Below are 21,514 nucleotides of genomic sequence, written 5' to 3'. Positions count from 1 at the left end.
TTACACAAGACTTCTTGTGCAATGGTTCTTGTGGAATGTGCTCAGCCAGCAGCGGCGCGCGTGACGGCCAACGTCTGCCGCGCGATCTCGAGTTCCTCGTTCGTGGGCACCACGAGCACGGCCAGCCTCGAGTCGTCCGTCGAGATCACGCGGGCATCACGGGACCGCGCCTCGTTCCGCTCGGCGTCGATCCGGATGCCGAACGACTCGAGGCCCTCCAGCGCCCTGGCGCGGATCACCGGCGAGTTCTCGCCGACGCCGGCCGTGAACACCACGGCATCGACCCGGCCGAGCTGGGCGAAGTAGTTGCCGACGTAGCCCCGCAGCCGGTGCACGTAGACGTCGAGCGCGAGGGCGGCATCCGCATCTCCGGCGAGGGAGGCGTCGACGACGTCGCGCATGTCACCGCGTCCGCTGAGACCGAGCAGTCCGCTGCGCTTGTTGAGCAGGTCGTCGACCTCGTCGACGCTGAGCTTGGCCCGGCGCTGCAGGTGCAGCAGCACGGCAGGGTCGATGTCACCGGAGCGGGTGCCCATGACGAGACCCTCCAGCGGCGTCATGCCCATGCTCGTCTCGACCGAGCTGCCGCCCGCGACCGCGCAGGCTGACGCGCCGTTGCCCAGGTGAAGCACGATCTGGTTGATGTCGTCGACATCGCGTCCGAGGAACTCGGCGGCCGCGCGCGACACGAAGCGGTGCGATGTGCCGTGGAACCCGTAGCGGCGAACTCGGTGCTTGGCGGCGAGCTCGGCGTCGATCGCGTAGGTGTAGGCAGCGGGCGGCAGGGTCTGGTGGAACGCGGTGTCGAAGACGGCCACGTGCGGCACGTCGGGGAACGCCTTCTGTGCCGCGACGATGCCCTCGAGGTTCGCCGGATTGTGCAGCGGCGCGAGGCTCGACAGCTCGTCGATGTTGATGCGCACGAGGTCGGTGATGACGGTCGGCTCGAAGAAGCGCGCTCCGCCCTGCACCACGCGGTGTCCCACGGCGATCACCGGATGCGTCTCGAGCGACGGGCCCAGGTCGGCGATGGCGTCGAGCATCACTGCGAAGCCTGCCGTGTGATCGGCGATCGGCAGCTCGCGCTCCGACTTCTCCTCGGCGCCGTCACCAGCGACGACGGTGTGCACGGCACGGCCCTGCGCCTCGCCGATGCGTTCGACGAGGCCGGTGGCCAGCATCCGCTCGCTCTCGGAATCGATCAGCTGGTACTTGAACGACGACGAACCGGAATTGACGACCAGGACTGAAGCCACGGCTCAGCCCGCTGCCTGGATCGCGGTGATGGCCACGGTGTTGACGATGTCCTGCACTGTGGCTCCCCGGGAGAGGTCGTTGATCGGTTTGTTGAGGCCCTGGAGCACCGGGCCGATGGCGACGGCTCCGGCGCTTCGCTGCACGGCCTTGTAGGTGTTGTTGCCCGTGTTGAGGTCGGGGAAGATGAACACCGTCGCGCGCCCGGCGACGGCCGAGTTCGGGGCCTTCGCCGCGGCGACGGCGGCGTCGGCCGCTGCGTCGTACTGGATGGGGCCCTCGACCAGGAGGTCGGGCATCCGTTCACGAACGATGGCCGTCGCATCGCGCACCTTCTCGACGTCGGCGCCCGAGCCCGACTCGCCGGTGGAGTACGACAGCATCGCCACGCGCGGCTCGATGCCGAACTGCTCGGCGGTTCCGGCGGAGGACACCGCGATGTCGGCGAGCTGCTCAGAGGTCGGGTCGGGGATGACGGCGCAGTCGCCGTAGACCAGCACGCGATCGGCGAGGGCCATGAGGAACACACTCGACACCACGGAGACGCCCGGACGGGTCTTGATGATCTCGAACGCCGGACGGATCGTGTGCGCCGTCGTATGCGCCGCCCCGGACACCATGCCGTCGGCGAGCCCGAGGTGCACCATCATGGTGCCGAAGTACGAGACGTCGGTGACGGTGTCCCGAGCCTGCTCGACCGTCGGCGCCGCCTTGCCCTTGTAGGCGCGCAGCTCGGCGTAGCTGTTGGCGAACTTGAAGCGGAGCACGTCGTCGAAGGGGCTGACGACGTCGGCCGCTGCGATGTCGAGACCGAGCTCGATCGCCCGCGAGCGCACTTCGAACGGTTCGCCGAGGATCGTGATGTCGGCGATTCCGCGCGCCAGCACTGTGGCTGCCGCACGCAGGATGCGGTCGTCGTTGCCCTCGGGCAGCACGATGCGGCGGCGCTCCGAGCGCGCGCGCTCGATGAGGCCGTACTCGAACATGAGCGGCGTGATGACGCTGGAGCGGTTGAGGTCGAGCAGCCCGATGAGCGCGTCGCCGTCGATGTTCTGCTCGAACAGGGCGAGGGCGGTGTCGAACTTGTTGCGCGATTCCGCGGCCAGCCGACCGCGCGTGTGCGTGATGCGCACAGCCGTCTCGTACGTGGTCAGTGCCGTGCTGATGACGGGCAGAGGCGAACGCACGCCCTCGATGAGACGCTCGATGGGCTCCGGCAGCTCGAAGCCGCCGTTCAGCACGATGCCCGCCAGAGAAGGGAACGTCCCCGATGCGTTCGCGAGCAGCACGGCGAGGAGAACGTCGGTTCGGTCGCCCGGAACGACGACCACGGCTCCGTCGACGAGGCGGGGCAGCACGTTGTCCATCGACATCGCGGCGACGACCACGCCGAGCGCCTCGCGGGAGAGCAGCTCCTTGTCGCCCTTGATGAGGGTGCCGTCCGTCGCCTCGAGGATCGCCCCCATGGTCGGGGCCACGAGCACGGGATCCTCCGGAATAGCCCAGACGGGAACATCCGTCGGTCCGGGAATCGCGGATGCCACGGCCTCGACGATGTCGTCGCGTTTGTCGGGATCGGCGCGGTTGACGATGACGGCCAGCAGCGTCGCGTGCTCAACGCGGAGCTCGGCCAGCGAGAGCTCTGCGAACTGGCGCATGTCGTCGGCGGTGCGGGCGTCGGAGCGGCCGAGGGCCTCCCCCACGCCGCCCTGGGTGAGGCGGCCTCCGAGGGCCAGCAGCACCGGGGCGCCGAGGTTCGCGGCGATGCGGGCGTTGTAGCCGAGCTCGGTGGGGCTGCCGACGTCGGTGTAGTCGCTGCCGACGATGACGACGGCGTCGCACGCGGCCTCGACCGCCTTGTAGCGCTCGACGATGCGGGAGAGCGCTGCATCGGGATCGGTGTGCACGTCGTCGTAGGTGACGCCGACGCAGGTGTCGTAGTCGAGGCCGGCCGTCGCCTGCTCGAGCAACAGGTCGAGCACGTAGTCGCGCTCGGTGGTGGAGCGGGCGATCGGACGGAACACCCCGACCTTCGCCGTCGTGCGGGTGAGCGTCGCCAGGATTCCGAGCGCGATCGTCGACTTGCCGGTATGCCCTTCGGCAGAGCTCAGGTAGATGCTTCGCGCCACCCTCCCACCCTATGGGCGCGCTCGCTGCCGACGCTCAGCGGATGTGCAGCTTGCGGCGACCTTTCAGGCGGCGTTCATCCGGGCGGGTGCGCGTTTGCGGGATGCGGGTGTGCGTTTGCAGGATGCGAGCCGCCCTGGCTGCGATATGCGGTCGCATCGCGGCTCATCCTGCATACTCGCTGCCCTGCCGGGTCCGTTTACAGGACGGGGACGAGGATGCACCCTCTGGAGAACTCAACGGCGGGCTGGTCCTGTGAACTCGCGATGCGCCGGGTTAAAGAGAGGTGACCCCTCGCGCACCCGTCAGAGCCCGGTTACCCTTGCTGCGTTTCCGCCCTGGGGGAGTTGGCCTGGATGGCGCCACGCGAGGAGCCGATGAACAGTTTACGGGATGAATGGCCGTGCTCGGCGCACCGGACGGCTCGCGGCATCCGGAGCCCTCGGCGTCGGGTAAGATTCTCTGAGGTCGCTTCTTCGCGGATGTCGATCGATCAGGAGAATTCGCCTAGTGGCCTATGGCGCACGCTTGGAAAGCGTGTTGGGTGAAAGCCCTCGGGGGTTCGAATCCCCCATTCTCCGCAGATGAAGGCCCGCTCACACGAGCGGGCCTTTTCTGGTTCCGGATGCCGCACGGGTGACGCGCAGCACCCACAGCCGGGGTTCGAATCCCCCATTCTCCGCAGATGAAAGCCCGCTCACACGAGCGGGCCTTTTCTGGTATTCCCGGCTCGCCGCTGCCGCCTACCGCCGCCTGCGGGTTCCGAAGATGCCCTCGAGCACACCGTTCAGGATGGTGCGGGTGGCGCGGGAACCCAGCACATCGCCGATCACCTTGCCCTGAGCCTTGGCGCGCGCGGCCTGCTCCTTCGCCGCACGGGCCGCCTCGGCATCCGCAGCCCGCCGGGCCTTCGCCGCACGGGCCGCCTCGGCATCGGCCTGCTTCGAGATGGCAGCCGCCTGCTTGGCGTACTCGGCCTCGGCCTTCCGCGCAGCCTCGGCATCGGCCACGGCCTGGGCGGCCGCAGCCGCCGCGTTCATCTTCGCCGTGAGGATCTCGGATGCCGACTCCCGGTCGACGGCCGTTCCGTAGACGGCCTGCAGCGGTGATGCCGCGACGGCCGCCGCGATCTCGGTCTCCGGCGTCGGCGACATGAGGCCCTGAGGGGCACGCAGGCGGGTCCACGCGACAGGACTCGGCGCACCCTTCTCGTTCATGACAGTCACGATGGCTTCGCCCGTTCCCAGGGTGGTGAGCACCTCGGCGAGGTCGTAGCCCGACTTCGGATAGGTGGTCACGGTGGCGCGCAGCGCCTTGGCGTCATCCGGCGTGAAGGCGCGCAACTGGTGTTGCACCCTCGATCCCAACTGGGCGAGCACGTCGGCCGGGACGTCCTTCGGGGTCTGGGTGACAAAGAAGATGCCGACGCCCTTCGACCTGATGAGGCGCACCGTCTGCACGATCTGGGCCAGGAAGTCCTTCGAGGCATCGGCGAACAGCAGATGCGCCTCGTCGAAGAAGAACACCAGCTTGGGCTTGTCGAGGTCTCCAACCTCCGGCAGGTCGTTGAACAGGTCGGCGAGCAGCCACATCAGGAAGGTCGAGTACAGGGCCGGCTTGTCCGCCACACCGGGAACCTCGAGCAGGCTGATGATGCCCCGGCCGTCCGCGGCGACGCGGAGGAACTCCGATGTGTCGATCTCGGGTTCGCCGAAGAAGACATCCGCTCCCCCGTCGGCGAAGACGATGAGTTCGCGCAGGATGACGCCCACGGTCGCGCTGGAGAGCCCGCCAAGACTCACGAGCTCTGCCTTGCCCTCATCACCGACCAGGTACGTGAGCACGGCCCGCAGGTCGGCGAGGTCGAGAAGCGCCAGCCCCTTCTCCTCGGCGTAGTGGAAGACGAGGCCGAGGCTCGACTCCTGGGTGGCGTTGAGTCCGAGCGCCTTGCTGAGCAGCAGCGGGCCGAAGCCCGCGAGGGTGGCCCGGATCGGAACCCCGTTGCCGATTCCGCCGAGTGAGAAGTACTCCACCGGGAAGCTCGCTGGCGTCCAGTCCTGGCCGATGCCCTTCGTGCGTGCGATCAGCTTCTCGCTCGACTGGCCCGGGGTCGCGATGCCGGAGAGGTCGCCTTTGATGTCGGCGGCGAAGACGGCGACGCCGTTCGCCGACAACTGCTCGGCCAGACCCTGCAGCGTGCGGGTCTTTCCGGTTCCGGTGGCTCCGGCGACCAGGCCGTGCCGGTTCATCATCCCCAGGGGGATGCGCACCTGAACGTCGGCCAGCGGCTCCCCGTTGACGAGCGACCCCATCTCGATGGCGGCGCCGGCGATGGCGTAGCCGTCGCGGATCGCCGCGACCTGCTCGGCCTCGAGCGGGCCAGCGGTCGTCTGGGCGACGGATGCGGGTACGGCGGACTCGCTCGCCGAGGCGTCGGCGGACGCGGCAGCAGCACGGGCGGACTCGGCCGCCTCCTGAGCTCTGAGAACAGCCTCCTGGGCCGCTGCCTGCAACCGCTCCGCTTCCTCAGCGGCGGCGATGGCCGCGGCCTGGGCTTTCTGAACCTCGTCGCTCATGGCTAGATCCTAGTGACGGACGCCGGGCAGGTCCGCGGCGATCGGGTTCAGTCCAGGGAGGCGAGCGCCTCGGCGATCGGGGTGTCGCCGTCGACCACGTTGAGCACGGCTCCGAAGGCGATGGGGGCCGCGAGAAGACCGGCGATCAGCTCGGCCGTGTTCGCCCGGCTGGTCGAGCCCGAGGTGACGTCGTCGCCGATGCGCACCCGACCCGTCGCGGCGTCGTCGTTCAAGTGCCCTGGACGCACGATGGTCCAGTCCAGGTCGCTCGAGCGCAGCGCGTCGTCGGCAGCCTTCTTCGCCACCTGATAGGCGGCGAACGACTCGTCGCCCGAGGTGTCGGGCTCATCCGCGCCGATGTAGGAGATCTGCACGAAGCGGTGGATGCCGCCGTGTCGAGCCGCGGCGATCGACTTCACCGAACCCTGGTGGTCGACGCTCTCCTTGCGGCCGGGACCGGAACCGCCGCCCGCTCCGGCAGCGAACACCACGGCGTCGACGGCGCCGGCTCCGTCGGAGGCGACTGCGGCGAGCGCAGCGGCCAGTTCGTCCGCTGAGGCCGTCTCGATGTCGAGAACGACGGGCACGCCGCCCGCCGCCCGCACGTCGTCGGAGTGCTCCGGGTTGCGGATGACGCCGACGGCCTGATGGCCGGCATCCGTCAGCGATCGCGAGAGCAGCAGGGCGATCTTGCCGTGGCCGCCGATGATGGCCGTTCGGATCATGGAGAGCTCCTCGATGTCGTCGCGGGGCCGTCCGGACGGATCGGCTCCATCCCCCATTCTGCGCCCGTCCGGTACGCATTCCCGTGGTGTTTGCGTGATCTGCGGACGATCCTGAACCCCGATGTCCTCTTTAATGCGGATTCCGATGCACGACGGGGTGCCCCACAATGATCGAGGGGGTTTTTCATGACGGAAGTTCGCGGTAGCGATGTTCGCACACCGACGTTCCGTCCTCGCAGCCCACTGTTCGGCCAACTCGCCATCGCGACGGTCGTGCTCACGGTTCCGGTGTTCGCGGCGCTCTACTGGATCAGCGTTCCCGTCGGGGTCTGGCCGGCCGTGCTGGCCCTTCAGGTGCTCGTGATGCTCATCATCGGCGTCGGCGTCATCGCCTCCCGGAGTGTCTACGTGCAGCTGCACGAGTGGGGTGTCGAAGACCACTGGCCGTTCGGATTCACGAGCAACGTGCGCTCGAGCGACGTCGACACCATCCTCCTCATCGACCTGTACACGGGCAACGGCATGGAGACGGTGCCGCAGCTGTTCGCTCTCGACGGCCGCGACAGGCTGGTGCTGCGGATGCGGGGTCAGCTCTGGACCCGCTCCGCCATCCAGCAGGTGGCCGCACGCCTCGGCGCGCCGGTCGTGCATGCTCCGGTGCCCATGACTCTCACCGACTTCACCCGCATCGAGCCCCAGCTGCTCGCCTGGTTCGAGCGTCGCCCGCTCTGGGCCGTCCGGGCGCCGCGCACTCTCGCCACCAGCCAGGATCGCCGCGTCTTCGATCAGTGACGCTGCACCGGTGCCGCTGGGCTGATTCACTCCCTCCGCGCATGGCGGATGCCGCAGCTCAACGCTCCCGTGCGACGGTTCCGGTGCCTGCCCGCCCGATGACTACGGTGCCGTCGAGCTCGTCATCGTGCACGACGCGTGTCGTGAGGCCGGCGTCCGTGAGAATGGCGCCGGTGACCGGCGCCTGTCGCACGCTGGTCTCGATGAGCAGGTGACCGCCCGGCACCAGCCACTCGGATGCGGCCGCAGCGACCCTACGCTGGATGTCGAGGCCGTCGAATCCGCCATCGAGGGCGACCACCGGTTCGTGGAGGCGCGCCTCGGGCGGCATGAGAGCGATCGACTCCGTCGGCACGTACGGTGCGTTGACGACGAGGATGTCCACCCTGCCCCGTGCCGCATCCGGCAACGCCTCGTAGAGGTCTCCGAGGAGGACCGTTCCGCCCGCCGGCTCGATGTTGCGCCGAGCACAGGCCACCTCCACGGGATCGACGTCGGCCGCCAGGAGTTCGATGGCAGGCACTCGCGCTGCGATGCCCATGCCGATGGCGCCGGTGCCGCAGCAGAGGTCCACGACCAGCGGAATCGCGCGGCTCGGCGTCGATGGGCTCCCGGCAGGCGCGGCATCCGTCAGCAGCCGCACGGCCTCGTTCACCAGCACCTCGCTCCGGCGTCGCGGGACGAAGACGTCGGGATCGACGGCGATGCGGAGCCCGGCGAAATCCGCCCAGCCGATGATGCCCTCGAGGGGATTGCCGTCAACGCGTCGCGCGGCCATGTGCTCGAGCTCGTCCGTCGTACGTGCCGCGTCGATGAGCAGAGCTGCCTCCTCCTCGGCGAACACGCAGCCCGCTGCCCGCAGCCGGGCGACGAGGGCGGCCTCGGCGGCAGGGGTGATGACGAGCGACGTCGGCGCGACGGCGTCGGACGTCCCGCGATCCGCCGTCACGGCAGCAGGATGACCTTCCCGCCCGGGTGGCCCTCCCCCACCAGGGCGAGCGCTGCGGCGGCCTCGGCGAGCGGGTAGGTGCGGGCCACGCGCACGGTGAGCTCACCGCGGCCCGCGAGCTCGACGAGGGGAAGTCTGGCCGCCATCCGCAGCTCGGTGCCGGGATCGGCGCCTGCACCCCCGCCGAGTCGCTTCGCGCCGATCTCGGCGGCGCGCTCGAAGCCGGCGACTGTCGCGATGCGGTCGACGTCCGCCACGAGCGCGGCCGAGGCGTCGAGGGCCTCGTCAGTGCCGACGGTGTCGAGGGCGGCATCCGCTCCGTCGGGCACCAGGGCACGCAGCCGGTCGACCAGCCCGTCACCGTAGACGACGGGCTCGGCACCGAACGCCTCGAGCAGGCCGTGGTTGCGCTCGCTCGCCGTGGCGATGACCCTGGCGCCGCGGAGCTTCGCCAGCTGCACGGCGGCGAACCCGACGGAACCGGCTCCGCCGTGGATGATCACCACGTCGCCGTCGCCCACTCCCGTCGCCTCGAGCAGGTGGAACGCCGTCACGCCGGTGAGCAGCAGGCCGGCGGCCTCCTCCCAGCCCAGCCTCGGCGGCTTCGGGAGGACGGATTCCGCCGGCACCGTGATCTCCTCGGCGTAGCCACCGGAGACCCTGTAGCCGATCACCTCATCGCCGACGGCGATGGGGCCGGCCGGTCCGACGGCATCCGCACCGATTGCGGTGACGACGCCCGACACCTCGCTGCCGGGATGCAGCGGCAGGCGCGCGGGGTTGCGCCCCCAGACCCCGTTCAGCAGCTTGGCGTCTGCAGGATTGACGCCGCTCGCGAGAACGCTGATGGTGACCTCGCCGTCGCCGGGCGTTCGGGTCGGCTCGTCGGCCGGTTCGAGCGCTTCAGGGCCGTCGAAGCTGCGGGCGATCATGACACGGGGCATGCGGTTCCTTCTCTCATGGCTTCACACCATCATGCCGCGCCCGGCGGCGCACCGGGGTTCCCGTCGTCGAGGTGACGTCGTCGGAGCAGGCCGCATGCGACCGGACACGCGGGAACAGGCCCGGCTGGCCTGCATCCGCGCATCCGGCCTGTCGCCGCGAACCCCCCGCGGAGTGCCTCGCGAAATGCCTGCGGAATACTGGAGGCATGAGCGATCTCGGACCCGTCGACCCGGGTCGCGGCGGCGAGATGGAATGGCTGCGACGATGGCGTCTGCAGCCCGACGGCGACGCCTTCGAGACGGCGACGAGCGTGCTCACCCCCGTTCTGCTCGCCGACGGGAAGCCCGGGATGCTCAAGGTTGCCCGCGTCGCCGAGGAGATCCGGGGTGGTGCAGTGCTCGCGGCGTGGAACGGGCACGGCGCCGCCAGGGTGCTGGCTGCCGAGGGCGCCGCCCTCCTGCTCGAGCGGGCGACGGGGACGCGATCGCTCGTGCGATTCGTGGAGAGCGGATGCGACGACGAGGCGACGCGTGTGCTGTGCGAAGCGGCCGTCACGCTGCATGCGGCATCCGACGACCTGCTCTTCGCCGATGCCGGCGCACTCGACGCCCCGGAGCTCGTGCCGTTGAGGGTGTGGTTCCGGGAGCTGCTGAACCGCGCCGACGGGACGAGGGCGACGGTGGCCGGCAGTGACCCCGGTTTCGTGCGTCGTGCGGCCGCCATCGCCCGCGAGTTGCTCGACGGGGAGGACACCGGCCCTCAGGAGGTCGTGGCGCTGCACGGCGACATCCACCACGGCAACGTGCTCGACTTCGGCGAGCGCGATTGGCTCGCCATCGACCCCAAGGGACTCGTGGGCGACCGGGCGTTCGACTACTGCAACCTGCTGTGCAACCCGTCGCACGAGCGGGCTCTCGAGCCCGGGCGCCTCGAACGCCAGTTCGCGGTGGCTGCGGATGCCTCGGGCCTGGCACCCGACCGCCTGGCCCGATGGCTCGTGGCCTGGTGCGGGCTCTCCTCCGTGTGGTTCGCCATCGACGGCGACGCCGCCCACACGGCATCCGCCGCGGCGATCGGGAAGCGGGCGTTGGCGCTGCTGCGCTGACGCAGGCCATCGCTCGACGCATCGGCGGCTCGGCGCCTCGACGGCTCGGCGGCTCGGCGCCGGAGCGTCAGCCGCGCAGGGTGCGATGCGGGGTCAGCGCCCGACCCGTCACGAACGCCTCGTCGACCTCGACTCCGGTGCCCGGACCGCTCGGAACCCGCAGCTGCCCCCGGTGCTCCCCCGTGCCGAGCACGAACGGCTCGGTCAGGTCGTCGGCGAAGTACCGTGCCGATGCCGAGGTGTCCCCGGGCAGGGTGAAGCCGGGGAGGGCGGCGAGTGCGACGTTGGCAGCGCGACCGATGCCCGTCTCGAGCATGCCGCCGCACCAGACCGGCACGGACAGCTCCCGGCAGATGTCGTGGACCCGTAGGGCTTCCAGGTACCCGCCGACCCTGCCGGCCTTGATGTTCACGATCGACGTCGCTCCGCGCTCGATCGCATCGACGGCGATGGCCGCACTCAGGATCGACTCGTCGAGGCACACGGGAGTCTCGATGACGCGCGCCAGCGCGGCGTGCGAAGCGATGTCCTCCTCGTCGAACGGCTGCTCGATGAGCAGCAGGTCGAAGGGGTCGAGCCGTTTCAGGTGCTCGGCATCCGCGAGTGTGTACGCGGTGTTGGCGTCGACCTGGAGCAGTCCGTCGGGCCCGAGCAGCTCGCGCACCCTGGCAACGGGCTCCAGGTCCCAGCCCGGCTTGATCTTGAGCTTGATGCGCTTGTAGCCCTCGGCGACGTACCCCTCGACCTCGGTGAGGAGGTCGTCGATCGATGACGCGATGCCGACCGAGACGCCGCAGTCGACCCACTCCGTCGTCGCACCGAAGTACTGGCCGAACGAACGGCCGGCTGTGCGCAGTTCGGCGTCGAGAACGGCCGCTTCGAGAGCCGCCTTGGCCATGCGGTGCCCGGCGACGAACGCGAGTTGATGGGCGACGGATGCCGCCGTCACGTCGGGCGCCCGAAGCAGCGTCGGCGCCAGGTAGTGCTCGATGACGTGGGCGGCCCCGTCGACATACTCGGAGCTGTAGAACGGCTCACTGCCGGCCACGCACTCGCCCCAGCCGTCTCCGGCATCCGTTCGCACCCGGATCAGCAGGACCTCACGTGCGCTCTGCACTCCGAAGGAGGTCTCGAAGGGGCGCACCAGCGGCATGCCGACGCGGTGCAGCTCGATGGCGTCGATTCTCATGAGCGGTCGCCGCCTTCTCCGCTGGCGCCGTTCGAGCCGTCGGCCGCGTCGGGGCCGTCCGAGCGATCGGCGCTGTCAGCCGTGAAGATGTAGTCGTTCGTCGGCGTGAGCTCGGGGCGCAGACCAGCGGCGAACGCCGCGCGGAAGGCGTGTCGCGACGCCGTGCGCCGTTCGGTAGCCCAGGCGGGATCGTCGGCTCTCAGTGTCTCGAAGTCGTCGGCGAGTTCGAAGGTGTCGCTGCCCTGCCAGACCGGCTGCTTCTCGCGGGCCAGGGCTCGCAGCACCCGGGGCGAGTCGAGTCGCCAGCGCACCTCGAAGCGATCGCTCCGGTCGGTACCCGTGATGGCGTCGTCGAGGCGACCGTAGAAGTCGGGATGGAAGGCCGTGACCTCGGCGCCCAGCTTGACGAGATTGACGTGCGCGTTGCGGCGGATGAGCGGATCGAACGTCCAGCGCATCTCAGTCACGCCGTGGTCGAGGCAGACGGCACGCTGGAACAGCTTGAGCGCGTGGCCGACCCCGCCGCTCCGACGCCAGGGCGCGACGGCGTTCATGTGGGAGTGCAGGTGCAGGCCGCCCTCCCACCCGAGGAATCCGAGGGTGGCTCCGACGGCGACGCTGGTCGCGCCCGGCCCGGACTCGGTGGCGATCAGGACGGTGTTTCCCGCGTGATCCATGGCCTGCAGCATCGCGCGATCGGGGCTGCGACCCTGGCCCCAGGTGCGCTCGAACAGGCCGACGACCGCGTCGAGGTCGCGGGGGTCGGCGTCGCGCACCCTCACCCCGGCGGCATCCGCTGCCGACTCCGCGATGGCGTAGGCGGCCCTGACCACGGCGCTCGGCGCCGCTCCTTCTTCTGGAAAGCGAGGAGATTCCGGGGGCACGGCGGCGTCGAAACCGCTTTCGGCAGGTCTATCGGTCACGGGTTCCTCGCTTTCCGGTTCATGCTGCGGCGAGCCTGTCGTCCAGGCCCCAGGGCTGGCCGTAGCCGCCCTCGCTCTCGGGAGCGGCCATGAGAGCGAGGAACGGAGCGGCGTCGAAGGCCTCGGGGCCGAGGACGCCGACCCCGGACCAGGCTCCGGATGCCAGCAGTTCGAGGGCGATGACAGGGTTCAGGGCGGTCTGCCAGACCACGCACTGGCTGTCGTACTCGGCCATCGTCCACTCGTTGTCGGCCACGTGGTACAGGTAGACCTCGCGCGGGGAGCCGTCGATTCCGGTACCGGTGACCCACACCCCGGCGCAGGTCTTCCCGGTCATGAGCGGTCCGATCGTCGCGGGATCGGGCAGGGACGCGGCGACGACGTCTCGGGCGGCCACCTCGACGGGGCCGGAGGCGCTGCGCACCCGCACCGGGGTGGTGGAGTCCAGTCCGAGCAGGTGGAGGGTCTGGAGGACGTTGATGAACTCGGCTCCGAGCCCGTACTTGAAGGTGACCCGCTTCGCGTCGAGCCAGCGCGGCATGAGCAGCACTTCCTCATGCTCCACGTTCACGCACTCGACCGGGCCGATGCCGGCCGGGAAGTCGAACACCTCGGGCTCGGAGAACGGCGGCGTGGTGAACCAGCCGGCATCCTTCTCCCAGACCACCGGAGGGTTGAGGCACTCCTCGATCGTGGTCCAGATCGAGAACGAGGGCGCGAAGATCTCGGTGCCGTCGGCGTCGCGCACGACGAGGTTCGCTCCGTCTCGGGTGCCGAGCTCGTCGATCTCGCTGAACAGGTGGTCTGAGGCGTAGCGGGCGAAGACGTCCGACAGTCCGGGTTCCACTCCCATGCCCACGAGGGCGAGCCGACCCGAAGCCTCCCAATCCTCAGTCTGTGCGAACTGGTCGTCCCCGAGCATCACGCCCGTCTTCGAGTGCGGCTCGGTGGGGTGCGGCTTCGACAGGCTCATCGCCATGTCGAGGTAGTCGGCACCTGCGGCGCGGGCACCGGCGAAGATCGCCTGAACGAACTTGGGCTCGACGGCGTTCATCACATGCGTGACGGCGTACTCCCGGGCGACGGATGCGACGGCCTCGGGATCGGACGCGTCGATCTGCGCCGCCGTGAACCTGCCGGCGGTGTCGGCTCCGTGACGGTCGGCGATCCAGGCGACAGCGGCCTCGGCGCGGCCCAGGTCGTAGTCGCTCACGACGATGAGTTCGTAGAACGAACGACGAGCGGCGATCTTGGTGATCGCGCCGCCGACTCCGCCGGCACCGATCAGAAGGATTCTCATGACTCGACGCTACCGTGAGCGCCGGTCGCTTCGCCCGGATCCCGCCGCAATGCGCTTCGACCGCGGACTCCGTCCGGGCCTCACCGAGCGGACGCACGCCCAGCTCTCGCAGAGGGCCGAGCGAAGTGACCGCCCGACGTGCGTCAGAGGTCTACAGCCCGAGCGCCTCGGTGAACGCGTTGCGGAACACTCCCCGGGGATCGAGGCGATGCCGGAGCACGGCGAAGTCGACGAACCGCGGATACAGGGCCGCGACCTCGGCGCCGGACAGGGTGGAGATCTTGCCCCAGTGCGGTCTCGCGGCGAAGGTGCCGAGCGCGGCCTCGAGCAGCGGCAGGAAGGCCTCGACCGCGGGCTGGTCCGGCAGCCAGGTGAAGTGGATCCCGACCACATCGGTGCCGAAGGCCGGGCTCAGCCACAGCTCGTCCGCCGCGACGGTGCGCACCTCGCACACCTGCAGCAGCGGGGCGATCCGCGGGGCCAGCAGGCGCACAGCCTCCAGGGCCTCCGCCGCCCGGGCCCGCGGCACGAGGTACTCCGACTGGAGTTCGGCCCCGTTCGACGGCGTGAACCCGAGCTTGAAGTGCGGCAGGCGGTCGAGCCACGCTCCGGGCGCGCCGAGCTGGTCTGTGCAGTTCACGGGCGAGACTCCCGGCAACGGATGCCGCGGGCCGTCGGCGGGGGTCAGGGCGAGAGTCGGCTCGGCGGCACCGGCAGCTCCGGCATCCGTCGACACCCTGCGCTTCACCCAGAGCTGGTCGATGACGTCGGGGTCGCGCCAGGTCGTGAACATGCTCGTGCTGTAGCCGAGCGAGGTGACGGCCGAGAGGTCGGCGAGCACGTCGTCCCACTCGAGGTTCTCGTAGACGGTCTGCGCCACCGCGTAGGTGGGCTCGATGTCGAGGGTGACCGTGGTGACGGCACCGAGGGCACCGAGGCTCACGACCACTCCGTCGAAGTCGACGTCACCACGCACGAAGGTGCGCACGTCGCCGCTGGCCGTCATGAGCTCGACACCGGCCACCGACCCGGCCAGCGAGCGCACGCCGTCGCCTGAACCGTGGGTGCCGGTGGCGACGGAGCCGGCCACCGAGATGTGCGGCAGCGAGGCGAGGTTCGCCAACGCCCAACCCTCCTTCTCGAGCGCGATCGCCAGGTCGCCGTAGCGAAGAGCGCCGGAGACCCGCACGGTGCGTGCAGCCGAGTCGATCTCGAGCACGGGATGCAGCGCCGCCAGAGAGACCAGCACCCCGGTCGTGTCGGCGATCCTGTTGAAGGAGTGCCTCGTGCCGAGCATGCGCACGTGCGTCTCCGACCGCAGCAGACCCGCGAGCTCGCCGTAGGTGTGCGGCGTCATCACCTGCCGCGCGCCGTACGCGAGGTTGCCCGCCCAGTTCGTTCCGACATCCAGCTGAGTCATGCCTCAATCCTCTCGCGCCGCTGTGGTTGCGGCGTACACCTCGGGGAGGTGGCTACAGCGGATGCCGCCGTCACCAGTGCACGGCGGGCCAGCCGTCGGCGTCCCACTGCAGCGGCAGCAGAGCCAGTTCGAAAGCTCCCCCCGCGTCGCCGTTGTAGAAGTGCAGCGCCATCATGCCGTCGGCCACCGACTGCCCTCCCGGCCCGATGCGCTCACCGGCTGTCTCGATCACCGGGGTTCCGCCGTCCTGGAGCAGGGACGTGCCGTCGCGGTCGACGTAGGGTCCCGTGGGCTCGTCGGCGCGGCCGACCGCCACGTTGTAGGTGCTCTTCACGCCCTGGCAGCAGGAGTCGCGCGACACGAAGAGGAAGTAGTCGCCGCCGTGCTCGACGATGTACGGCGCTTCGATGGCGTTCGGCGGGCTCTGCCGGTCGGCGAGCCGCAGTGGCTCGGCATCATCCGCACGCAGGCCGTCCGGCCAGGCCAATTCGACCATGCGGATGCCGCTCCAGAACGATCCGAACGCCATCCACGGCGTGCCGTCGGCGTCTTCGACGATGCCGGGGTCGATGGCGTTGAAGTCGTCGCGCGCGGTCGATGTGAGGACGGCTCCCCTGTCCACCCAGTCGTAGTCGGGGTCATCCGGATCCAACGTGCTGTTGGTGGCGAGTCCGATGACCGAGGAGTTCTTGCCGAACGTCGACGCCGAGTAGTACAGGTACCAGGTGCCGTCGTGCTCGATGAGCTCGGGCGCCCACAGGTTCGAGACGCCGGGGACGGCATCCGTCAGCCAGTCCGGCTTCTCATCCCACACCTCGCCGGCGTAGCGCCAGATGCTCCCATCGGAAGACGTGCGCACCTCGATGTTGCCGTCGGCCACGGACTGGTTGCCCGTCGAGTAGACGAACCAGGTGTCGCCATCGCGGGCGAGCGCCGGATCGTGGGTCGAGACGTCGCCCGAGAGTTCGCGGGCTCCGGATGCCGCACACCCTGCGAGCCCGATGGTCGTCGCGAGCGCGAGCGCGGCAGCCACCGCCACGGTGGACCGCGCCCGGCCGGAGCGGCTCCGGGTCGCCGTCGCGGCGGCGGACCGGGTCCCCGCATGGCGCACCGTCATGGACGATCGGTGCGGCATGCGGGGAGTCATGGGAGAGCCTCCGTCAGCCGAGCGAGATGGCGGTCCACGACACCGGAGGCAGGGTGATCGTGAGCTCGCGCCCGTCGATCGACGCGCTCTCGTTGGGGTGAACGCCGACCCGCTCCGGCTCCTGCAGCGTGTTCACGGCCGAGAGGTCGTCGTCTGCGAGGGTGTGGGTCTCGAGGATGCCGACCTCGCCGAGCCCGGCGATGTCGACTGTCACCGTGATCGCCTCGGTCTGCGAGCGGTTGACGAGGAAGACGGCCGAACGACCCGTCTCGTCGTCGTGCGTGGCGACGGCATCGACCAGCGGAACCTCGCCGTAGACGGCGGTGGAGTAGGTGGGGGCGTCGAGCTTGAGCTCGAGCGCCCTGCCCTGCGCCAGCCGCGAGGTGATGGCGAACGGGAAGTAGGTCGTCTGCTTCCACGCGATGCCGCCGGGCTCCGTCATGATCGGCGCGATCACGTTCACGAGCTGGGCGAGGGAGGCACTGGTGACCCTGTCGGCGTGCTTCAGCAGCGAGATCATCAGGTTGCCGAAGACGACGGCATCCGCCACCGAATAGGCGTCCTCGAGCAGGCGCGGGGCGACCGGCCAGTTGTCGACGCCCTCGATCTTGTCGACCCCGTGGTACCTGTCGATGTACCAGACGTTCCACTCGTCGAACGAGATGTCGATGGTCTTCGAGCTGCCGTTGACCGCCTTCACGTGGTCTGCGGTGGCGACGACGGACTCGATGAAGTGGTCCATGTCGACCGCGGAGGCCAGGAACGAATCGAGGTCGCCGTTCTTCTCCTCGTAGTACGCATGGCAGGAGATGTAGTCGACGTCGTCGTAGGTGTGCGTGAGCACGACGCGCTCCCACTCGCCGAAGGTCGGCATGTGGGCGCTCGAGGATCCGCAGACCACGAGCTCGAGCGACGGGTCGACCTGACGCAGTGCCTTCGCGGTCTGGGATGCGAGCTTGCCGTAGTCGTCGGCCGAGCGGTGGCCCAGCTGCCACGGGCCGTCCATCTCGTTGCCCAGGCACCACATCTTCACGCCGAACGCGTCGGTCGCGCCGTTGGCGATGCGCTGGTCGGAGAGCGCCGTGCCGCCACTGATGTTGGAGTACTCGAGCAGGTCGAGGGCCTCCAGCGTTCCCCGGGTGCCGAGGTTGACGGCCAGCATCAGCTCGCTGCCGACCTTGTCGAGCCAGGAGGCGAACTCGTGCAGGCCCACCTCGTTGGTCTCGGTGGAGTGCCAGGCGAGGTCGAGGCGACGCGGGCGCTCCTCCTTCGGCCCGACGGAGTCCTCCCAGCGGAAGCCGGAGACGAAGTTGCCTCCCGGATACCGGATGGCCGAGACGCCGAGCTCCTTCACCAGGTCGATGACGTCCTGGCGGAAGCCCTCGGCGTCTGCCGTCGGGTGCCCGGGCTCGTAGAGCCCGTCGTAGACGCAGCGGCCGAGGTGCTCAACGAAGGAGCCGAAGAGGCGGCGGTTGATGGGACCGATCGCGAAGTGCGGATCGATGGTGAGGCGTGCGGTGGGCATAACGGTCTTTCTGGGTCGAGGTCGAGACGAGATCGAGGGTCGTGGTCTGGGGGTGCTTCGGCTGGCGGGGTCGGCGGATGCAGGTCTACTTGATGCTGCCGAGCGAGAGCCCGCCCTGCCAGTAGCGCTGCAGGAAGAGGAACGACAGGATGAGCGGCAGCACCGAGATGAACGCTCCCGAGGTGATGAGGTTCCAGACCTGCTCTCCCCCGGCCCCGGCGTTCGAGAGCGCGGTCCAGCGGTTGAGGCCGACCGTGACCGGCAGCAGGTTGGGGTCGGTGAGCACGGCCAGGGGCAGGAAGAAGTTGTTCCACGTTCCGACGACCGAGAGCAGCAGCACCGTCACGATGGCCGGCTTCAGCAGCGGCAGAGCCACAGTGAAGAAGGTGCGGATCTCGCCGGCGCCGTCGATGCGCGCTGCCTCCAGCATCTCGTCGGGAACGGCATCCTGCGTGTAGACCCGCATGAGGTAGACGCCGAAGGGGCTGAGGAGGGACGGCAGGATGACGGCCCACGCCGTGTTGATGAGCCCGTACTGGCTGAGCAGCATGAACGTCGGGATGACCAGGGCCGTGAGCGGCACCATCACCGAGCCCAGGATGATCGTGAAGATGGCGCCGCGACCGCGGAAGCGGTACTTGGCGAAGCCGTAGCCCGCGAGGATCGACAGGATCGTCGCTCCGATTCCGCCGGAGAACGCGTAGAGGAACGAGTTGCCGAGCCACCGCCAGTAGATGCCGCCCTGGTGGGTGAAGAGGCCCCCGATGTTCTGGAACAGCGCGAAGGTGTCATCGAACCAGAACGCGGGGCTGGCGAACAGGCCGGCGTTGCTCTTCGTCGCCGCGACGAACAGCCACCAGATCGGGATGATGAAGTAGATCGCGAGGATGACGAGGAAGACGTGCGATCCGATGCGGCGACCGCCGGAGCGCTGACCGCGCTGACGCGGTCCGCGCACCTCGTGCGTGGAGATGCCCGTCGTGAGCGGTTCGCTCAGGTCGGCCTGGGGCTGGGAGAAGACGGTCATCACTTCAGTCCGCTCTGCTTGCGTGTGAGGAAGAGGAACACGAACGACCCGCCGAACACCAGGATGCCGAGCGAGAACGCTATCGCCGAGGCGTAGTTGAACTGGCTGTAGGAGAAGGCGAGGGAGAACGCGTACATGTTGGGCGTGTAGGCCGCGTCGATGGCACCCTGCGCGATGTTGCGGAGCACGACGGGCTCGGTGAAGAACTGCAGCGTTCCGATGAGCGCGAAGGTGATGACCATGACCATGGAGGACGAGATCATCGGCACCTTGATGCGAGTGGCCGTCTGCCAGCCGTTGGCACCGTCGATGCGGGCCGCCTCGTAGACCGCCGGGTCGATGGAGCGCAGAGCCGCGTAGATGACGACCATGTAGTACCCGGACCACTGCCACGTGACGATGTTGACGAGCGCGCCGAAGATGGTGTCCGACGCGAGGAAGTTGGGGGTGTCGAGTCCGAAGAGGGAGAAGATCGAGGATCCCGGCCCGAATCGCGGGCTGTAGAGGAAGCTCCACATGAGGGCGCCGATGACCACCGGGATGGCGTAGGGCGCGAAGATGAACAACCGGCTGAGCTTCGCCAGCCAGCTGGTGAGCGAGTCCAGCACCAGGGCCGCCGCCAGGGCCACGACCAGCTGCGTCGGGATCATGACGACGGCGAAGGCGAGCACCCTCAGCAGTCCCTCGAGGAAGAGCGGGTCCGTGAACGCCTTGACGTAGTTTCCCGCGCCGGTGAACTGGGTGCCTGTGGCCAGCGTCGACGTGAACAGGCTCATGCCGAAGGCGTAGAACAACGGGAAGATGAGGAACAGCGCGAACACCACGAGGAACGGCGTGACGAACAGCCAGCCCCATCGTTGGCGCTTGCGGTCGAGGCTCGCTCCCCGCCGTGGCGGGCGGTTCGCGGCGGCCCGGGTGGTGCCCGGTGCGGCGACGGCCGATGTGGAAGACATGACGTGCTGCTTTCGTCGAGGACAGGTCGTTGAGGGTGGGTGTGCGGGTGGCCGGCGTGCACCGGCCACCCGCGACGGCTCTACTGGAGCACGAAGCCCTGGTCGGTTGCGTACTTCTCGAGCGACGCCTGAAGGTCGTCGAGCGCCTCGTCGGAGCTCTTCTCGCCCTGCACCATGGCGTACTGCTCCTCCGTCAGCTGGTCGTAGGCGTAGTTCTGGAACGGGCTGAAGGTGAAGCCGGTGTATCCGGATGCCGCGGCCAGGAAGACGTCCTTGTTGATCTGCTGCCCGCCGAAGAACGGGTACTCGAGATCGCGGAAGTAGTCGGAGTCGAGGATCGGCTTCCACAGCGGGAACAGGGCTGCCTTCTCGATGCCGGTCTTCCACGCCTCCTCGGTGCCGAAGACCTCCTTGGCGACGGTGGCTGCAGCCTCCTGGTTCTTGGACTGGCTCGTCACGGCGAACGTCGATCCGCCCCAGTTGATCTGCACGGGGTTCGCGGCGTCCCACTGCGGGACCGGTGCCGCCTTCCAGACGGCGTCGGAGTCGGCATCCGACAGGCCGCTCAGGTAACCGGGACCCCAGGCGGCCGCGACGTAGATGGCGTAGCTGCCGTCGACGAGCTTGGTGTTGTAGTCGGCCGTGAACGCGTCATCGGTGGCCACGAGCTTCTTCTGCACGAGGTCGTCCCAGTAGGAGAGGACCTTCTTCGATCCGGCGTCGTTAACGTCGATGCCGATCTCGGTGGGCTTCGCGTTGTCGTAGGTGAACGGCACCGATCCCGCCTGAGCGTAGAGGGCCTGGTTGTAGGCGCGGCCGTTCGTCGGGAAGTCGGCGAGCACTCCGGGTGCACCGGCGTCCTTCAGCGCCTGGGCGGCGGCAGCGAACTCGTCCCAGGTGGTGGGCACCGGGATCTTGTACTGGTCGAGGATGTCCTGACGGTAGAGCATGCCCATGGGGCCGCCGTCGACCGGGATGGCGTAGACGGCGTCTCCGCTCGACACGTCCTTCCAGGCGCCCTCCGTGTAGTCGGCCTTCACATCGTCGGCGCCGAACTTCGTCAGGTCGACGAGTGCCTTGCGGATGGAGAAGCTCGAGAGCACCTCAGACTCGAGCATGATGACGTCGGGGGCACCGGAGCCGGCCTCGATGGCCGTCGAGAACTTGGTGTACTCGTCGTTGCCCTGGCCTGCGTTGGTCCAGCAGATCTGCACGTCGTCGTGGTTCTCGTTGAACAGGTCGACGACCTCTTCGAAGGCGGGGTACCACGCCCAGACGCTCACCTGGGTGGCGTCCTTGTTGACGATCTTGTTGGTGCAGTCGGCCTTGGCGGATGATTCGGCGGCCGGGCTGCATCCGGTCAGCGCCGCAGCGGTGACGGCGACGAGGCCGACCGCTGCCAGGAGCTTGCTCTTCATTGTGCTGTGCTCTTTCTCTCGCGGTGTTGGACACCAGTGTCAGCAGTGCGATGGGAGGGCCCGACCTCTCGGACACCAGCTCTCCGCGATGAGATCGAACGTTTTACAACGTTGTAAGTAAACGTTGTAAAAGCCATGG

At 68.9% G+C, this 21,514-nt stretch carries 17 protein-coding genes, 1 tRNA gene and 1 other RNA gene; 3 read left to right on the top strand and 16 right to left on the bottom strand.

What is annotated here, in order from left to right; genetic code table 11:
* Positions 1-41: 41 nt before the first annotated feature.
* From ASC59_RS16285 to ffs, 3 genes are all read right to left on the bottom strand, one after another.
* Positions 42-1,256, bottom strand: coding sequence for an acetate/propionate family kinase (locus ASC59_RS16285; RefSeq protein WP_055825059.1), 1,215 nt, complete (start codon positions 1,254-1,256; stop codon positions 42-44).
* A gap of 3 nt (positions 1,257-1,259) precedes the next feature.
* Complete coding sequence (pta, locus tag ASC59_RS16280) at positions 1,260-3,383, bottom strand: phosphate acetyltransferase (RefSeq protein WP_055825056.1); 2,124 nt, start codon at positions 3,381-3,383, stop codon at positions 1,260-1,262.
* 280 nt (positions 3,384-3,663) lie between these two features.
* An RNA gene (ffs, locus tag ASC59_RS17065) (signal recognition particle sRNA small type) lies at positions 3,664-3,760 on the bottom strand.
* Positions 3,761-3,877: 117 nt separating this feature from the next.
* On the opposite strand from ffs, the gene ASC59_RS16275 reads away from it, so the two are divergent.
* A tRNA-Ser gene (locus tag ASC59_RS16275) sits at positions 3,878-3,962 on the top strand.
* Positions 3,963-4,124: 162 nt separating this feature from the next.
* Here the strand turns inward: ASC59_RS16275 and ASC59_RS16270 are convergent.
* Together ASC59_RS16270 and ASC59_RS16265 are read right to left on the bottom strand one after the other, a co-directional pair.
* A complete protein-coding gene (locus ASC59_RS16270; RefSeq protein WP_055825053.1) occupies positions 4,125-5,957 on the bottom strand; it encodes a helicase HerA-like domain-containing protein in 1,833 nt (610 codons plus the stop codon).
* Between the two features lie 47 nt (positions 5,958-6,004).
* A complete protein-coding gene (locus tag ASC59_RS16265; protein ID WP_200942414.1) occupies positions 6,005-6,682 on the bottom strand; it encodes an NAD(P)H-binding protein in 678 nt (225 codons plus the stop codon).
* 186 nt (positions 6,683-6,868) lie between these two features.
* Between ASC59_RS16265 and ASC59_RS16260 the strand changes: the two genes are divergently transcribed.
* Positions 6,869-7,474 carry a hypothetical protein gene (locus tag ASC59_RS16260; protein WP_055825050.1) on the top strand — a complete coding sequence of 202 codons (606 nt, stop codon included), beginning with the start codon at positions 6,869-6,871 and terminating at the stop codon, positions 7,472-7,474.
* A 58-nt stretch (positions 7,475-7,532) separates the two neighbouring features.
* On the opposite strand, the gene ASC59_RS16255 is transcribed toward ASC59_RS16260, so the two are convergent.
* Entirely contained in the window at positions 7,533-8,372 is an 840-nt protein-coding gene (locus ASC59_RS16255) for a putative protein N(5)-glutamine methyltransferase (protein WP_055825856.1), read from the bottom strand.
* Between the two features lie 47 nt (positions 8,373-8,419).
* On the bottom strand, positions 8,420-9,367 hold the full coding sequence (locus ASC59_RS16250; RefSeq protein ID WP_157488196.1) for an NADP-dependent oxidoreductase: 948 nt from the start codon (positions 9,365-9,367) through the stop codon (positions 8,420-8,422).
* A 206-nt stretch (positions 9,368-9,573) separates the two neighbouring features.
* Between ASC59_RS16250 and ASC59_RS16245 the strand changes: the two genes are divergently transcribed.
* Positions 9,574-10,473 carry an aminoglycoside phosphotransferase family protein gene (locus ASC59_RS16245; RefSeq protein ID WP_235492761.1) on the top strand — a complete coding sequence of 300 codons (900 nt, stop codon included), beginning with the start codon at positions 9,574-9,576 and terminating at the stop codon, positions 10,471-10,473.
* 67 nt (positions 10,474-10,540) lie between these two features.
* Here the strand turns inward: ASC59_RS16245 and menC are convergent, their stop codons facing one another.
* The 9 genes from menC to ASC59_RS16200 form a co-directional block, all read right to left on the bottom strand.
* Positions 10,541-11,662 (bottom strand): o-succinylbenzoate synthase, encoded by a 1,122-nt coding sequence (menC, locus tag ASC59_RS16240; protein WP_055825047.1) that lies wholly within the window; start codon positions 11,660-11,662, stop codon positions 10,541-10,543.
* A complete protein-coding gene (locus tag ASC59_RS16235) occupies positions 11,659-12,585 on the bottom strand; it encodes a hypothetical protein (RefSeq protein WP_157488194.1) in 927 nt (308 codons plus the stop codon). Before ASC59_RS16235 ends, menC begins: the two co-directional genes overlap by 4 nt.
* A gap of 19 nt (positions 12,586-12,604) precedes the next feature.
* Positions 12,605-13,885 (bottom strand): saccharopine dehydrogenase family protein, encoded by a 1,281-nt coding sequence (locus tag ASC59_RS16230; protein ID WP_055825041.1) that lies wholly within the window; start codon positions 13,883-13,885, stop codon positions 12,605-12,607.
* 151 nt (positions 13,886-14,036) lie between these two features.
* Positions 14,037-15,305, bottom strand: coding sequence for a D-arabinono-1,4-lactone oxidase (locus tag ASC59_RS16225; RefSeq protein ID WP_055825038.1), 1,269 nt, complete (start codon positions 15,303-15,305; stop codon positions 14,037-14,039).
* Positions 15,306-15,375: 70 nt separating this feature from the next.
* Entirely contained in the window at positions 15,376-16,452 is a 1,077-nt protein-coding gene (locus ASC59_RS16220) for an arabinan endo-1,5-alpha-L-arabinosidase (RefSeq protein WP_235492760.1), read from the bottom strand.
* Between the two features lie 13 nt (positions 16,453-16,465).
* Positions 16,466-17,977 carry an arabinosylfuranosidase ArfA gene (gene arfA / locus ASC59_RS16215; protein WP_055825035.1) on the bottom strand — a complete coding sequence of 504 codons (1,512 nt, stop codon included), beginning with the start codon at positions 17,975-17,977 and terminating at the stop codon, positions 16,466-16,468.
* Between the two features lie 85 nt (positions 17,978-18,062).
* A complete protein-coding gene (locus ASC59_RS16210) occupies positions 18,063-19,004 on the bottom strand; it encodes a carbohydrate ABC transporter permease (RefSeq protein WP_082513750.1) in 942 nt (313 codons plus the stop codon).
* Positions 19,004-19,957 carry a carbohydrate ABC transporter permease gene (locus ASC59_RS16205; RefSeq protein ID WP_055825032.1) on the bottom strand — a complete coding sequence of 318 codons (954 nt, stop codon included), beginning with the start codon at positions 19,955-19,957 and terminating at the stop codon, positions 19,004-19,006. Before ASC59_RS16205 ends, ASC59_RS16210 begins: the two co-directional genes overlap by 1 nt.
* 80 nt (positions 19,958-20,037) lie before the next feature.
* Complete coding sequence (locus tag ASC59_RS16200; RefSeq protein ID WP_055825029.1) at positions 20,038-21,375, bottom strand: ABC transporter substrate-binding protein; 1,338 nt, start codon at positions 21,373-21,375, stop codon at positions 20,038-20,040.
* Positions 21,376-21,514: the final 139 nt, after the last annotated feature.

This window comes from Leifsonia sp. Root1293 (genome assembly GCF_001425325.1).
Lineage (GTDB): Bacteria > Actinomycetota > Actinomycetes > Actinomycetales > Microbacteriaceae > Orlajensenia.
This window is presented reverse-complemented; position numbering and strand designations above follow the sequence as displayed.

Bases quoted from the DNA above. Each gene is read 5' to 3' on its own strand.
- ASC59_RS16225 (WP_055825038.1), bottom strand. From the start codon at position 15,305: ATGACTCAGCTGGATGTCGGAACGAACTGGGCGGGCAACCTCGCGTAC.
- ASC59_RS16265 (WP_200942414.1), bottom strand. From the start codon at position 6,682: ATGATCCGAACGGCCATCATCGGCGGCCACGGCAAGATCGCCCTGCTG.
- ASC59_RS16250 (WP_157488196.1), bottom strand. From the start codon at position 9,367: ATGCCCCGTGTCATGATCGCCCGCAGCTTCGACGGCCCTGAAGCGCTC.
- ASC59_RS16260 (WP_055825050.1), top strand. From the start codon at position 6,869: ATGACGGAAGTTCGCGGTAGCGATGTTCGCACACCGACGTTCCGTCCT.
- ASC59_RS16205 (WP_055825032.1), bottom strand. From the start codon at position 19,957: ATGTCTTCCACATCGGCCGTCGCCGCACCGGGCACCACCCGGGCCGCC.
- ASC59_RS16230 (WP_055825041.1), bottom strand. From the start codon at position 13,885: ATGAGAATCCTTCTGATCGGTGCCGGCGGAGTCGGCGGCGCGATCACC.
- arfA (WP_055825035.1), bottom strand. From the start codon at position 17,977: ATGCCCACCGCACGCCTCACCATCGATCCGCACTTCGCGATCGGTCCC.
- menC (WP_055825047.1), bottom strand. From the start codon at position 11,662: ATGAGAATCGACGCCATCGAGCTGCACCGCGTCGGCATGCCGCTGGTG.
- ASC59_RS16200 (WP_055825029.1), bottom strand. From the start codon at position 21,375: ATGAAGAGCAAGCTCCTGGCAGCGGTCGGCCTCGTCGCCGTCACCGCT.
- ASC59_RS16270 (WP_055825053.1), bottom strand. From the start codon at position 5,957: ATGAGCGACGAGGTTCAGAAAGCCCAGGCCGCGGCCATCGCCGCCGCT.
- ASC59_RS16220 (WP_235492760.1), bottom strand. From the start codon at position 16,452: ATGACTCCCCGCATGCCGCACCGATCGTCCATGACGGTGCGCCATGCG.
- ASC59_RS16210 (WP_082513750.1), bottom strand. From the start codon at position 19,004: ATGACCGTCTTCTCCCAGCCCCAGGCCGACCTGAGCGAACCGCTCACG.
- ASC59_RS16245 (WP_235492761.1), top strand. From the start codon at position 9,574: ATGAGCGATCTCGGACCCGTCGACCCGGGTCGCGGCGGCGAGATGGAA.